Source organism: Paenibacillus athensensis (genome assembly GCF_004514475.2).
Taxonomy (GTDB): Bacteria; Bacillota; Bacilli; order Paenibacillales; family NBRC-103111; genus Paenibacillus_AL; species Paenibacillus_AL athensensis.
This window is the reverse complement of record NZ_MYFO02000005.1, coordinates 228,908-242,059: the sequence shown is the minus strand read 5'-3', so window position 1 is coordinate 242,059 and position 13,152 is coordinate 228,908. Positions and strand designations below refer to the sequence as shown.

The following is a 13,152-nucleotide window of genomic DNA, read 5'->3' as shown; positions in this document are numbered from 1 at the left end:
CATGCGTTTAATTTCTTTTGTCGTGCCAGTTTTCAATGAGGAAGAGAATATTGAAACTTTGTATGTTGAGTTGAAAAAACTGACCGATTCCTTGCAGCCGGAATACGATTATGAAGTCATTTTTACAGACAATCATAGTGTAGACCGAACGCCAGAACTATTGGAGCGATTGGCTCAATCAGACAAAAAAGTAAAGGTAATTCGCTTCTCGAAAAATTTTGGTTATCAAAAGTCGATTTTAACCGGGTATTTGCATGCACGCGGTGATGTAGCTATTCAAATCGATTGCGATTTGCAAGATCCCCTTGACATGATACCTGCTTTTTTAGAGAAGTGGAAGCAAGGCTATCAAGTGGTGTATGGAATCCGCAAATCCAGAAAAGAAAATTGGCTCATCAATCAAATCCGCAAACTATTTTATTATATTATTGATAAATTAAGTGAGGAAACAATTCCCCGCGATGCTGGTGATTTTCGATTAGTTGATCGTCAAATTCTAGACCAGCTTTGGCAACTTCATGATGAACAGCCTTATTTGCGCGGCGCTATTGCTTCAATGGGATTTAATCAAATCGGCCTTCCCTATGATCGTAATGAACGTCTAAAAGGGAGCAGTAAATTTTCGTTCAGTCAATTGATGAAGTTGGCCTTCGATGGTATTTTAAATCACTCCTTGGTCCCGCTTCGGTTTGCTACTTATGTTGGTTTATCCGTCAGTGTTATCACATTTCTCGGGTTAGTTTGTTATTTAATTGGTAAAATTTTGGGGGCCGACTGGCCGGCCGGCTTTGCGACCTTAACCATATTAATCTTATTATCGCTAAGTTTAAACGCTTTGTTCCTAGGCATAATCGGCGAGTATTTAGGAAGAATATATCAGCAGGTGAAAAGAAAGCCGTTAACCATTATTGAGAAGCAGTTCAATGTAGAGAAGGAACAAATAAGATGAAATCGAATAGTTCATTTATCAGCTTGTTCAAAATTGCTATATTAATATTCGTTTGTTATTATCTTTGTTTGAAGTTTATTTATCCCGGTTATTTTGACCCCTCAGTGCCCTATCATGCGGATAACTATGTGTATTACACTTCCGCTATAGATTTTCATATAGGTGGCGATTTGTTTAAACAAACCCGCTTTGTTTCAACCATTGTCATGTCGTTGTTTGCCGATTTTAATTTTCAAGTTTTTAATTTGTGTTTGATTGGAATCGTCTTGTTAAATATTGGATTAACGATATATTTTGTTAAATTGCTTTCAGGTAAAACGAAGTTAAGTATGGTATTTGTTTTCATTTATTTGATCTCCATATTTGCTCACCCTGAATTCTATAGTAACTACTGGTTTGATATTTATAATACAATCGCTTATTTTTTTATGATCAATACCTTGATTGCATGGTTAAAGTATAAATCAGATCAACGGTTTATTTTTAAGATCCTTCCTTTCGTTACTATATTTTTGTGTTTTTTCTCCAAAGAAACTTACGTTTTAGTTTTATTGTTTTTTTGGGGGTATCAATGGTTTTATGAGAAAGAATACAGACGTTATTTAAGTCTTCTAATCTTATATACAATTTTCATGTACGGTCTTGTTTTTTTCCAAAGCAGTTTCATCACCAACAGTCCCTTTATCAATTCCGAGGCCAATAATCAAGACACATATTATATTAGCGTGAATCCAATTTCTATCGTCAAAACGTACTGGTTTTATTTGAAACATTTTACGAATCCATTTACGCTTGTTACCCTTATTGCCGCTTTTGCGATCAACTTCATGGCCAAGACCAATTGGAACAAAATGATTTTATTATTCGGCATGGGGCTATTAACGTATGCTCCAAACGCTGTTTTGCCCAACCATTTATTTAATTTCTATGCATGGTTAGCCGCTCCGCTTAGTTTTTCCCTTATTATGCTCGTGGAGGAAACCTATTTTAGCCATCGTTTATTTAATCGACGTTCTTTGATGGTGGGAGCAGCTATTTTGGCGTTTTTAAGCATTGTATGGAATCATAGAAGTTACCACAGTCAAACATCTGTCTGGATTTTAAGCCAAGAACAAATCAATAGACATATGCTCAACAATTTTCCGTTTATTCAACAGCAAATTCAACCGGGAGATCATGTTTTAGTCATAGGCGCTACTTCGAGCTTTAACCCTTTTAAAGCTTCTAAATTCATCGATAGGAGCTTTAACCACATTCATAAGTCTTATTGGACCATCGGAGTTACAAATGAAAGTGAGGAGAAAGCGGGAACCTACATCTCCAAGAAAACTTTGGAACATATTCACATTCAAGACTACGATAAAATATTTGTTTTCGACGAAAAGGGTTATTTGGCGAATTTCATGACGCGTGAACAAATCAAGAGCATTTCCGATATGGATTCAAGCAGCTTGGAAATGAATCAAGTTGATATCTCGCTTATCCCAGAGCTTATGGAAGCACAAAAAAAACTTGCAGCCAATCCAGATGACACACAAACGTTAATGCAAGTCGGAAGTAGTTTTTTGCAAAACAAGGTGTTCAATAAAGCCGGATTTTATCTCGAACGCGCACTATCACTTGAGTTAAAGAAAACGGAGGCTGTTCCAAATCCGTATTTGTATTTTTATTTGGGTAACGTTAAAGAAAATGAAGCCAAGTACGCGCAAGCTATGGAGCTTTATCAAAAAGCATTGACGGGCTTAAATAATGAAGGGCAAACCAATGCATATTTTAATGATGCAGTAGAACGAATGAAACAACAGGTTACGAAATAATGAGCGTTAAGCAAGGAGAACGGGTCGCTTGGTAAAGCTTATTTCCAAGGAATTCGCTAAGTTTGTCGCTGTAGGCTTGCTGAATACCCTTTTGACCTATCTGATTTATTTACTGCTTGATCATTGGGTTAATTATACAATGGCTTACGCTGTCGGGTATTCGGCCGGTATAGTATTTTCCTATTTTATGAATACTTTTTTTGTGTTCAAGAGCAAGCCTTCAATCAAAAAAGGCATGCAATTTCCTTTGGTATATGGTGTTCAATTTATTTTAAGTGAAGTCATTCTTTACATATGTATTAATCGGTTGGGTTTAAACGCGAAGCTAGCTCCACTGCTAGTAATTATATTGACGATACCCGTTACGTTCCTGCTAAGTAAGCTTATTATCAAGCGACCAACGTAAATTCTCTACATATGGAGGGCGATATATGAAAGGAATCATTCTGGCTGGAGGCACAGGCTCCCGGTTATATCCGTTAACTAAAGTGACGAATAAACATTTGCTGCCTGTGGGCAAGTATCCGATGATCTTTTATGCGATCGCAAAGCTGCAGCAGGCCGAGATTGAAGATATTCTGATCGTCACAGGTAAAGAGCATATGGGCGATGTCGTAAACTTGCTTGGCAGCGGTACGGATTGGGGCCTTTCCTTTACGTACAAGGTTCAGGATGAAGCCGGTGGCATTGCCCAGGCGCTGGGTTTGGCGCGCCATTTCGTGGGCAACGATCAAGTAGTCGTTATTTTGGGTGACAATGTGTTCGAAGACAGCATTGCTCCGTTCGTGAACAATTTCCGCGAGCAGCAGCGCGGTGCCAAAATTTTGATTCAGGAAGTGCACGATCCGCAGCGTTACGGCGTTCCTGAGCTTTCTGGCAGCAACATCGTATCGATTGAGGAGAAGCCGGCTCAACCGAAAAGCGGCTATGCGGTTACCGGCATTTATATGTACGACAGCTCGGTATTCGATATCATTCAAACGTTAAAGCCGTCGGGCCGCGGTGAGCTGGAAATTACTGATGTGAACAACGCCTATATCCAACGGGAAGAATTGACATATGATGTATTGCAAGGCTGGTGGACGGACGCCGGAACCCATGCTTCTTTGGCAAAGGCGAATGAATTGGCCAAAGATATTGTATTTGGTGAAGAGTTCGGAAAGTTGAAGCTATAGGAGGAGACGTTGTGGAAGTCGTCAAGACTGGACTGGAAGGGCTTTATGTAATCCGACCGAAGGTTCATGAGGATCACCGGGGATTTTTTCTTGAGAGCTATAACAGTCACAACTTCAAGGAGCAGGGAATCGACTTCGCATTTGTTCAGGACAATCATTCCCTATCGGTAGAGCCGGGCGTGCTGCGCGGATTGCATTATCAATTGCCGCCCAAGGCGCAAACCAAGCTGGTTCGCGTCATTTCCGGCGCCATCTACGACGTTGCGGTTGACATTCGAGCCGGTTCGCCCACGTTCGGTCAGTGGTTTGGCGTCATTTTGAGTGAAAGCAACAAACAGCAGCTCTTGATTCCCCGCGGGTTTGCTCACGGTTTCTGTACGATTGTTGCCAATACGCAGGTTCTTTACAAGGTGGATGATTACTACTCTCCCGAGCATGATCGTGGTATTAGATGGGACGACCCGGCCATCGGCATTGCTTGGCCTGCTGTGAAGCCGATCTTATCGGAAAAGGATCGCAACCATCCGCTGCTGAAGGATGCCCAGATCCATGTTAACTAAAGCAGGAGGTTTGATCTGATGAGAATTCTGGTAACGGGCGGCGCCGGCTTTATCGGCAGCAATTTTGTTCATTATATGCTCAAGCATTATCCGCAATATGAGCTGATGAATATGGATGCCTTGACCTATGCGGGCAATCTGGAGAATCTGACGGAAGTAGAAGCAGCGCCGGGCTATCGATTCGTACAAGGCGATATTACAGACCGAAACCAAGTGAACGATTTGTTCGAGCAGGGGCTCGACGCTGTCGTTCATTTTGCTGCGGAATCGCATGTCGATCGCAGTATTCTGGAACCCGATGTATTTGTGAAAACGAATGTGCTTGGAACGCAGGTGCTGCTTGAAGCGGCAAGGCAATATGGCGTGCAGAAATTTGTTCACGTCTCGACGGACGAGGTCTATGGCACTTTAGGAGCAACCGGGCTGTTTAGTGAAACAACGCCGCTTGCACCGAACAGCCCGTATTCGGCCAGTAAGGCGGGGTCGGATTTGTTGGCGCGGGCTTATTTTGAAACTTTTGGCCTGCCGGTCAATATCACGAGGTGTTCCAACAACTACGGTCCGTACCAGTTTCCGGAAAAACTGATTCCGTTGATGATCGCCAATGCTTTGGCGGATCGGCCGCTTCCCGTGTACGGGGACGGATTGAATGTAAGGGACTGGTTGTATGTAGAGGATCATTGTAATGCCATTGATCTGGTCTTGCATCGCGGCGTTCCCGGTGACGTATACAATATTGGCGGAAACAACGAAAAGACGAACCTGACCATCGTGAAAACGATCCTTGCGGCGCTGGGGAAGCCGGAGTCGTTAATCCAGTTCGTCAAAGATCGTCCGGGCCATGATAGACGATATGCGATTGATGCCTCTAAGATTCGCCGAGAGCTGGGCTGGAATCCACGGTTCAATTTCGAGTCCGGTATACAGGAAACCATTCGCTGGTATGTGGGTCATGAGGAATGGTGGCAGCGTATTTTGTCCGGCGACTACCGCAACTACTTCTCCCGACAATATCAAGAACGTTTGGGGGAGGACCAATGAGAATCGCGGTAACAGGTGCTAGCGGGCAGTTAGGCCGCGATGTGCTGGAGTCATTGCAGCGCGCGCAGCATGAGGTTATCGGCTTGAGCCGAACTGAGCTGGATATTACCGATTTGCAAGCCTGTCGGACCTGCTTGCAGGCAATCCGGCCTGAAGCGATTATTCATTGCGCGGCGCATACAGCGGTGGATTTGGCTGAAAGCGAAACGGATCTGGCCTATTCAGTCAATGCGTGGGGGACGCGAAATATAGCTGTAGCTGCGGAAGCGATCAGCGCCAAGGTGGTCTACATTAGTACGGATTACGTATTCGACGGCACGGCAACAACGCCATATACTGAATTCGATGCTACTTTTCCCCAGAGTGTCTACGGTAAATCCAAGCTTGCGGGAGAACAACTGCTACAGTCTTTGTGCAGCCGTTATTTTATTGTGCGGACATCGTGGGTATTCGGCAAGCATGGGGCCAATTTTGTGAAAACGATGCTGATGCTGGGCCGTACCAAGGATCGGCTGCAGGTTGTTCACGATCAGTTTGGTTCGCCGACATATACGATCGATCTCGCTGCTTTTTTAGGTGAGTTGGTGCAGACGGAGCGTTACGGTATCTACCATGCCTCGAATACAGGCAGTTGCTCCTGGTATGAGTTTGCTCAAGAAATATTCAAGCAAGCTGCTGTCCCGGTAGAGGTGGAGCCATGCACGACAGAGCAATTTTCCCGTCCAGCTCCGCGGCCGCGATTTTCCGTGATGAATCACATGGCCATTCGGACTAACGGCTTTAGTGAAATGCGACCTTGGCCTGAAGCGGTAAGCGCTTTTCTGCGGGAGCTTGGCGAAAGCTGAGCTTCCTTCCGCTGTTTTACTTTTTAATGCCAACTGCCAGTTGCATGGCAATCCGTGTTATAATGGATTCAAGATGAAATAATTATTGGAGGGTTGTTGCTGAGTGGATATCAGCATCCTCATTGTCAGCTTCAACACACGGAAGCTTACGCTCGAGTGCTTGCAATCCGTGTACGCGTCGCAAACCGAATATGAGTTTGAAGTGACGGTGATTGACAATGATTCGTCCGATGATTCGGTATCGCAAATTCGGAAGCATTTCCCGCAGGTGCGTGTTATTGCGAATCGTCAGAACGTCGGCTTTGCCAAAGCGAATAATCAAGGCATCGCTTTAGCTAACGGCCGGTATGTGCTGCTGTTGAATTCAGACACGACTGTGGAAGCCGATACGCTGCAAAAGATGACGGATTTCATGGAAGAGCATCCGCATGCCGGCGCAGGGGGCTGCAGGGTGGATTTGCCTGACGGTTCGTTGGACAAGGCTTGCAAACGGGGATTTCCTACACCGTCCGCTTCGTTTTATTATGCGTTTGGTATAGCCCGATTATTTCCACGCGTGCCGCGGTTCAATCAATATCAGCTTGGCTATTTGGACCCGCAGCAAACCCATAAGATCGATTGTTTGGTCGGGGCATTTATGCTCGTGAGAAAAGCGGTCATTGATCAGATCGGCCCGCTGGACGAACAGTTTTTTATGTATGGCGAAGACATCGATTGGTGCTACCGAATCAAGCAAGCGGGTTGGGACGTCTATTATTATCCGGGTACGCGCATCATTCATCACAAAGGAGCCAGCAGCCGCAGAAAGCCATTGAAAATCGTCTATGAGTTTCATCGCGCTATGGCGATTTTTCACAACAAGCATTATAGCAGCCGTTATCCCTTCTGGATCAACGGTCTGGTGTATACAGGCGTTGCGGTAAAGCTGACAGCAGCCGTTATTAAGAATGTAATCATAAAGAGACAAACCGTTTAAGTTGAACCTGCATGGGAGGTATGAAAGTGATCCGCCGGAATCAACAATTTCTGTCCCAAGCCTACGCGCTAACCGATTTTGTGACCATTCAGATCATCTTTTTGCTTTCCTGGTGGTTGAAATTCAAGAGCGGCTGGATTCCTTACAATTCTCCGCTTCCTTTTCGCGATTATATTTTGTGGAGCGTCGTTTACGGCTTGATTGCCGTAGGTGTGGGATATATTCTTTCTTTGTATTCGCCCAAGCGCAAGAAGCGTTTTTCCGATGAAGCGCTAAAGATTGTGCAGGTCCACGTCATCAGTATTTTTGGCTTGCTCAGCCTGCTGTTTTTCTTTAAAGCGGTCCATATTTCGCGGGCGTTTCTGATCATATTTTTTGTCGGCAGCATCTGTTTTATTTCGATTTATCGTTATTTGTTGAAATTAACGCTGAAACGGCTGCGCGAAAAAGGCTATAATCAGCAGTTTGTGCTGATTGTGGGCGCGGGCTCGCTGGGCCGCCGTTTTTATGAAAATTTGCGGCAGCACCCCGAATTGGGCTTTGAAATTACCGGGTTTCTGGATGATTATGCCGAGCAGCACGAGTACCCGTACAAGCATTATAAACCGATTATCGGCAAAACCGACGATTTGGAGCAAACGCTGCAAACGCAATTGGTGGATGAAGTGGTCATTGCGCTTCCGCTGGAGGCGCACACGAAATTCGGTCAGATTATCAGCGTTTGCGAGAAAGCTGGAGTGCGGACCATGATCATCCCAGATTTTTACGATTATTTGCCTTCTCGTCCTCATTTTGATTATTTTGCAGGCTTGCCCTTAATTAATGTGCGGGACATTCCGCTCGACGAGCTGTCGAATCGCGCGCTCAAGCGCGGGTTCGATGTGCTGTTTTCTTTATGCGCGCTGATCGCCATGCTTCCGCTGCTGCTGCTGATTGCTGTTGGTGTGAAGCTGACTTCGGAGGGACCGGTTATTTTCAAGCAGGAGCGGGTTGGACTGAACCGCCGTACGTTCATGATGTACAAATTTCGGACGATGCGGGTCAGCTCGCAGCAGGATTCCGATACGGAATGGACCGTAGCCAACGATCCGCGGCGCACGTGGTTCGGAACGTTTTTGCGCAAGACAAGTCTGGACGAGCTGCCGCAGTTTTTTAATGTGTTGTTCGGCCATATGAGTGTTGTGGGACCAAGGCCGGAGCGTCCGCATTTTGTTGACCAGTTCAAGGAAGAAATCCCCAAATACATGGTCAAGCATCATATCCGCCCGGGCATTACCGGATGGGCGCAAAGCAACGGCTTGCGCGGGGATACGTCGATTGAAGAACGGATTAAGCACGACATTTTTTACATCGAAAACTGGTCTTTTTTATTTGATCTGAAAATCATCTGGAAAACCGTGGTGAATGGTTTCATTAATAAAAATGCATATTGAGCTGCGAAAATTCATTTCGACAGCATAATTCGTGGGAAACTTCCCCATACTAAGGCATATACTTGGTACGGGGAGGTTTTCTTGTATGATTGATCATGAAGACGCTTTCCATCATGAACATTCGGTGATTGGTAAAGGGCTGATTGTCGGCGTTGTGCTTGGGGCATTGCTGTGGGCCGCGATTATTGGCGGCATTGTGTATATGTGGTAGCGGGGGATGTATACCCGGTCGGGCCGGCTACGCGCGCCGGCGGCTTTACTCCGGCAGCGGCGCGTGGCCGGCAGCAGATGAGCCCTACCCGCAGGGGGCGGGGCTGTTTGCCGTGCCGCGCGCAGCACGGCCCAGCCGCTGAGCGCATATAGCAATGCGCTCAGGTAGAACAGAACATCGATGGTCAGCCAATCGATGAGATAACCTCCGAACACAACGGCGAAGCCGGACGATACGGAGGTCCAGAATTGATACGAGCCCAGCAAGCGGCCGCGCGCGCCCGGCTCGGTATGGTCGGCGAGCAGCAGCCGCTCGCTCATTTTTTGCATGGCGGCGCACAAGCCCATGAGCAGCTGCAGGCCAAGCACCCATATGTAGGCGCCGGCCCAAGGGAACAGCAGCATGGCAGCCGTCATGCCAAACGAGCTGAGGGCGAGCAGCAGCCGGCCGTGGCGGTCGACGAACGGGGCGAGCCAATGGGCGGCAGCGGCCGAGCTGATGGTAAATACAGCAAAAGCCAAGCCGTATTTGGAATAGCTGTTGCCGAGATTTTTGAGAAACAACAGGTAGTACGGGTAGATCATGCCCGCGGCGAGCGTGGCTATGCTCTGCGAGCGGATGAGCCAGCGCAGCTTCATCGTATCGTCACTCTCCTTGAAGGTATTGCTCATAAAAGTAGTTCATAAACAAGCGGTCGGGGTCCCAGCGATCTTTGGCTTTCTTCACAGCGGCGTATTCGGGGTAAGCGGCGTGAAATTGCTGCTCCGTCGGGTAGGCGGCATACGGTAAGTAATACGTGCCGCCATGCTTCAGCACTGAATCGAGAATGCGCCGGATGCCCTTTCCGGTCTCAGCCTGATCTTCTGCGGAAAGCGGTACGTTGAACAGGCAGACGAGAGCGAACATATCGGTTGTGGCATAGGACAAGGCGGCTTCGCGGTCTTCATTGACGTAACGGACGGTGATGTTCAGTAGATTCAGCGGTTCGGCCTGCAGGTCGCTACGCATATCGCGGACAAAATCGGCAAAGGCGTCGACTGGAATGAAATACTCCTGCAGCAGATCGTTGCTTCCGGCCTGACGGTATTCCATGAAACCGGAATCTGAGCGCATGGCGTTGTTGCGGCTGATGAGCGTTCCCGAGCCGGCGAAGTAATTTTTTTGCAGCGACCAAAGCTGCGTTTTGCCCCAGTCAAACGAACGGTTTAACTGAAAAAGCAGCTTGAGCGGCGCAACCCAAGCTTCCTTCGTTTGCAGGCGGTTATGGCCGCTCAGCGGCTGATCCCGCTCCAGACGGTAATTGATTGCGTACATATCGGTTAAAAAGCTTTCCGGGGCAACGGATATGCGCGCGATGTGCATGCGGACGTCCGGGTCGGCCTGAACCCGGCTGCGGAAATAATTGCTATATTCGTCAACGGTCATGATGTCCGCTGCGGTCCGATACAGCTCGTCGTCGGTCAGGCTTAGCGTTACGTCGAGAATGATGCCGAACAAGCCGTAGCCGCCGAGAGCCAGCGGGAACAAATCGGCATTCTCCGTACGGCTGACAGGAAGAATATGCCCGTCGGCTGTCAGCAAGCGGAAGGATTCGACGCTTTTGATCAAGGAGCCGTTGCGAATGTCGCGCCCGTGGGCGTTAATGCTGATGGAGCCTCCGACGGTAAAAATATTTTGCGATTGCATTGTTTTAACAGCAAGTCCGTACGGATTGACGGCATCCTGCACGTCCTTCCAGGTCGCCCCGGCTTGTACGCGAACCGTCTTGCGCTGCGGGTCGACGGCGAGTATGCGATTAAACGGCGTCATATCGACGACGAGTCCGTCTTTATAATAGGTATGGCCGCCTTGACTGTGCCGTTGACCGGCGATCGAGATTGTCAGCTTGCGGTCGCGCGCTTCCTTGACTAGCTCTACAAGCTGCTCCTCTTCATGTCCATGCTCGATTCTTTCCACCTTGACCGGGTGAAGCCGGCTGTAATCGGTAATGAGGAACGGGTCCTGATCGGGTGTAGCGGTCGCGGCATAATTCAGCGCACAAGCGGCCGTGAGTGCAGCCAGCGCCAGCAGTTTAAGTTTCATAGACATCTCCGTTAACGGGGTATGAAACGATTATATCACACGGATGTCGTATTTAGTATACAAAAACAACCCGAAGTTGCCTATTCCGAGCCCTTTATTGTCCGGAGGGGCCAGCTGTCTGGCGTTCTCAGACTGATGAAGGGAATCCGTTCGCTTGCCGGATATAATCGGCGTATTCAGTGTGCAGCCGGTTGTCGACGTCAACCAGACCAAAGCGGCTGTTCTGCCCGTCGAAGCGGCCCTGTGGCGGCTGGTCGGCCCACTGGAACAAATGCCAGCCTACCGTATACGGCGTTCCAGCAAGTCCGCGGATGAAGCGCAGCGCAGCTTTGCCACGGCTTCGATCGCTGTGAAACGTCGGAAAGCCGACGGGGCTGTAGCGCCGGCGCGTACCTCGCTCCTTAACGCGATAGCCGAACTCGCTGACCAGCAGCGGCTTGCCGGTCAAGCGGTGAAATTCCTCGAGAAAGCTGCCGGTGCGCACAGTTCCCGACAGATACGGCCCCAGCTTCTCCATACCGAGCAGCAGCTGGTAATGATTGACGGTCACGACATCAACATAGTCGCCGCAAGCCTCGACGACGCAACGCGGGGTCAAGCTGGATAGAAAACGCACGCCCAGCAGCAGGTGGTTGGGATCGTAACGGCGCACCGTTTCCGCGGCTATCCGGAAATAGCGCTTGGCGATGCGGCCGAGCACTTCATTTTCATGCACCTTGGCTGCTTGGCTCCGTTTGCGGTAGCTTTGTCCGGCCAGCGCCTCCCGCCAGGTGGTAAATCGCTGCTTCCAATGCTTGTTGAACAGCCGGATATCGTCTTTGTACAGCTCCCGGAAAAAGCCGATGACGGCTTGCTTGCCGGGGCGATCGGCGGCAAAATTCAAATAATCGAAGACGATGGAACGCGGGCTGCGCCAGTCAGGGCCCCAGCGCATCTCGCCGCCCGTGCAGTAGCCAATAAGGCCGGGATCGCTGGCGTAGCCCTTCCCGGTTATCGTCTCGCGAGCTATCCGATCGGCGTGTTCCACGAACTCCGCACAGAAATAGTCGTCGACCGTGCCGGTCTGCCAGTCCTCGCGGGCCAGCGGCAAAATGGCGATATGGTAAAGCCGCTCGTTGAGCAACTCCTCGCTGCACCATAATCCAGCGGAGTTGAAGCCAAGCTGCCGCAATTGTTTGGCGGTATCCGCCGCCCAGCTTGCCGGGTCCGGATACTGCTGCTCCACGGCTTCGCGGTACGGATTGCGGCCGGTGGCCGGTTCTTTTTCGCCGCGGTGCGTCGCATGGCAAATGCCTTTGGACACAAACGGCCGGCCTTGCGCATCGATCAGTACCCATCTGTTGCTGCGCTGCTGAACGGTCACGTAACCAGACGGCTTTTCTTGCATCGGACACCCTCCTTGGGAACGCTGGCGCAGCCGAAATGCTTCGTGGCGCGTCTCGCGTTTTGATATACAATGTGGTACAATATTAGTAAATAATTATTTAATATATATGTGATTTTATCACTATATTTAATGATTATAATAAATATTTATTTACTATATGTCAAGGGTATCGGAGGTGTACGATGGGGAAGCCGATTGATGATATTGCGCGCAGCTTCATGAAACTGCTGCCTTTGCTCTATACGAAGCTGACGGAGCCTGATCCGCACGCGCAGGGCGCGAAAAAGCCATCGGAGCTGACGCACCTGCAGCTGCACATTCTGGAGCAGCTTTATCAGACGGAGCAGGGCAGCTCAGTGACGCAGCTTGCGGACAGCTTGCGGATTTCCAAGCAGCAGCTGACGCCGCTCTTGCAGAAGCTGGAGCAAAAAGGCTATCTGCTCAAGCGGAAGGACGAAACGGACCGCCGCGCCGTCAAGCTGCTGCTGACGGAGCAGGGCGGCGCCGAAGCGAGCGGGCGTTGGGCGGAGCTGTACAAGCTGCTCTGCGAGCGGTTGGACAAGCTGGATGAGGAGCAACTGGAGGATTTGAATTTTGCCGCGGGGAAGATGGTGCGGATTCTCGACAGGCTGCCATAATGAGGCAAACAAAAAGCCCGGAAGCTTCCGGGCGCAAA

At 48.9% G+C, this 13,152-nt stretch carries 13 protein-coding genes; 10 read left to right on the top strand and 3 right to left on the bottom strand.

Translation table 11 applies throughout. The annotated features are described in order from the left end of the window. The first annotated feature begins 1 nt into the window (after position 1). The 9 genes from B5M42_RS11775 (at position 2) to B5M42_RS11740 (ending at position 8,796) form a co-directional block, all read left to right on the top strand. A complete protein-coding gene (locus B5M42_RS11775) occupies positions 2–949 on the top strand; it encodes a glycosyltransferase family 2 protein (RefSeq protein ID WP_134751399.1) in 948 nt (315 codons plus the stop codon). Beyond that, positions 946–2,766 carry a tetratricopeptide repeat protein gene (locus tag B5M42_RS11770; protein WP_134751401.1) on the top strand — a complete coding sequence of 607 codons (1,821 nt, stop codon included), beginning with the start codon at positions 946–948 and terminating at the stop codon, positions 2,764–2,766. The genes B5M42_RS11775 and B5M42_RS11770 overlap by 4 nt, the downstream gene beginning before the upstream one ends. 28 nt (positions 2,767–2,794) lie before the next feature. Further along, entirely contained in the window at positions 2,795–3,172 is a 378-nt protein-coding gene (locus B5M42_RS25740) for a GtrA family protein (protein ID WP_134751403.1), read from the top strand. A gap of 25 nt (positions 3,173–3,197) precedes the next feature. Beyond that, positions 3,198–3,941 (top strand): sugar phosphate nucleotidyltransferase, encoded by a 744-nt coding sequence (locus B5M42_RS11765; protein WP_134751405.1) that lies wholly within the window; start codon positions 3,198–3,200, stop codon positions 3,939–3,941. Positions 3,942–3,952: 11 nt separating this feature from the next. Then, on the top strand, positions 3,953–4,501 hold the full coding sequence (gene rfbC, locus B5M42_RS11760; protein WP_134751407.1) for a dTDP-4-dehydrorhamnose 3,5-epimerase: 549 nt from the start codon (positions 3,953–3,955) through the stop codon (positions 4,499–4,501). Positions 4,502–4,519: 18 nt separating this feature from the next. Beyond that, positions 4,520–5,542, top strand: a complete 1,023-nt coding sequence (gene rfbB / locus B5M42_RS11755) for a dTDP-glucose 4,6-dehydratase (RefSeq protein WP_134751409.1) — start codon at positions 4,520–4,522, stop codon at positions 5,540–5,542. After that, the gene (gene rfbD / locus B5M42_RS11750) at positions 5,539–6,387 is read left to right on the top strand and encodes a dTDP-4-dehydrorhamnose reductase (RefSeq protein ID WP_134751411.1); all 849 of its coding nucleotides are present in this window, start codon (positions 5,539–5,541) and stop codon (positions 6,385–6,387) included. Before rfbB ends, rfbD begins: the two co-directional genes overlap by 4 nt. Before the next feature lie 103 nt (positions 6,388–6,490). Next, positions 6,491–7,363 carry a glycosyltransferase family 2 protein gene (locus tag B5M42_RS11745; protein ID WP_134751413.1) on the top strand — a complete coding sequence of 291 codons (873 nt, stop codon included), beginning with the start codon at positions 6,491–6,493 and terminating at the stop codon, positions 7,361–7,363. A 26-nt stretch (positions 7,364–7,389) separates the two neighbouring features. Further along, positions 7,390–8,796 (top strand): undecaprenyl-phosphate glucose phosphotransferase, encoded by a 1,407-nt coding sequence (locus tag B5M42_RS11740; protein WP_134751415.1) that lies wholly within the window; start codon positions 7,390–7,392, stop codon positions 8,794–8,796. A 111-nt stretch (positions 8,797–8,907) separates the two neighbouring features. Here B5M42_RS11740 and B5M42_RS11735 read toward each other — a convergent pair whose 3' ends face one another. From B5M42_RS11735 to B5M42_RS11725, 3 genes are all read right to left on the bottom strand, one after another. After that, positions 8,908–9,645, bottom strand: coding sequence for an MFS transporter (locus B5M42_RS11735; protein ID WP_134751417.1), 738 nt, complete (start codon positions 9,643–9,645; stop codon positions 8,908–8,910). Between the two features lie 7 nt (positions 9,646–9,652). Continuing rightward, the gene (locus B5M42_RS11730) at positions 9,653–11,089 is read right to left on the bottom strand and encodes an FAD-binding oxidoreductase (RefSeq protein WP_134751419.1); all 1,437 of its coding nucleotides are present in this window, start codon (positions 11,087–11,089) and stop codon (positions 9,653–9,655) included. 127 nt (positions 11,090–11,216) lie between these two features. After that, complete coding sequence (locus B5M42_RS11725; RefSeq protein ID WP_134751421.1) at positions 11,217–12,476, bottom strand: glycoside hydrolase 5 family protein; 1,260 nt, start codon at positions 12,474–12,476, stop codon at positions 11,217–11,219. 182 nt (positions 12,477–12,658) lie between these two features. Here B5M42_RS11725 and B5M42_RS11720 point away from each other — a divergent pair, with 182 nt between their 5' ends. After that, positions 12,659–13,114, top strand: coding sequence for a MarR family winged helix-turn-helix transcriptional regulator (locus B5M42_RS11720; RefSeq protein ID WP_134751423.1), 456 nt, complete (start codon positions 12,659–12,661; stop codon positions 13,112–13,114). Positions 13,115–13,152 lie beyond the last annotated feature (38 nt).

What these genes read in the sequence shown, in the direction of transcription:
- B5M42_RS11775 (WP_134751399.1), top strand. Translation starts at nt 2, where the DNA reads ATGCGTTTAATTTCTTTTGTCGTGCCAGTTTTCAATGAGGAAGAGAAT.
- B5M42_RS11735 (WP_134751417.1), bottom strand. Translation starts at nt 9,645, where the DNA reads ATGAAGCTGCGCTGGCTCATCCGCTCGCAGAGCATAGCCACGCTCGCC.
- B5M42_RS11730 (WP_134751419.1), bottom strand. Translation starts at nt 11,089, where the DNA reads ATGAAACTTAAACTGCTGGCGCTGGCTGCACTCACGGCCGCTTGTGCG.
- B5M42_RS11770 (WP_134751401.1), top strand. Translation starts at nt 946, where the DNA reads ATGAAATCGAATAGTTCATTTATCAGCTTGTTCAAAATTGCTATATTA.
- B5M42_RS11720 (WP_134751423.1), top strand. Translation starts at nt 12,659, where the DNA reads ATGGGGAAGCCGATTGATGATATTGCGCGCAGCTTCATGAAACTGCTG.
- B5M42_RS11725 (WP_134751421.1), bottom strand. Translation starts at nt 12,476, where the DNA reads ATGCAAGAAAAGCCGTCTGGTTACGTGACCGTTCAGCAGCGCAGCAAC.
- rfbB (WP_134751409.1), top strand. Translation starts at nt 4,520, where the DNA reads ATGAGAATTCTGGTAACGGGCGGCGCCGGCTTTATCGGCAGCAATTTT.
- B5M42_RS11765 (WP_134751405.1), top strand. Translation starts at nt 3,198, where the DNA reads ATGAAAGGAATCATTCTGGCTGGAGGCACAGGCTCCCGGTTATATCCG.
- rfbD (WP_134751411.1), top strand. Translation starts at nt 5,539, where the DNA reads ATGAGAATCGCGGTAACAGGTGCTAGCGGGCAGTTAGGCCGCGATGTG.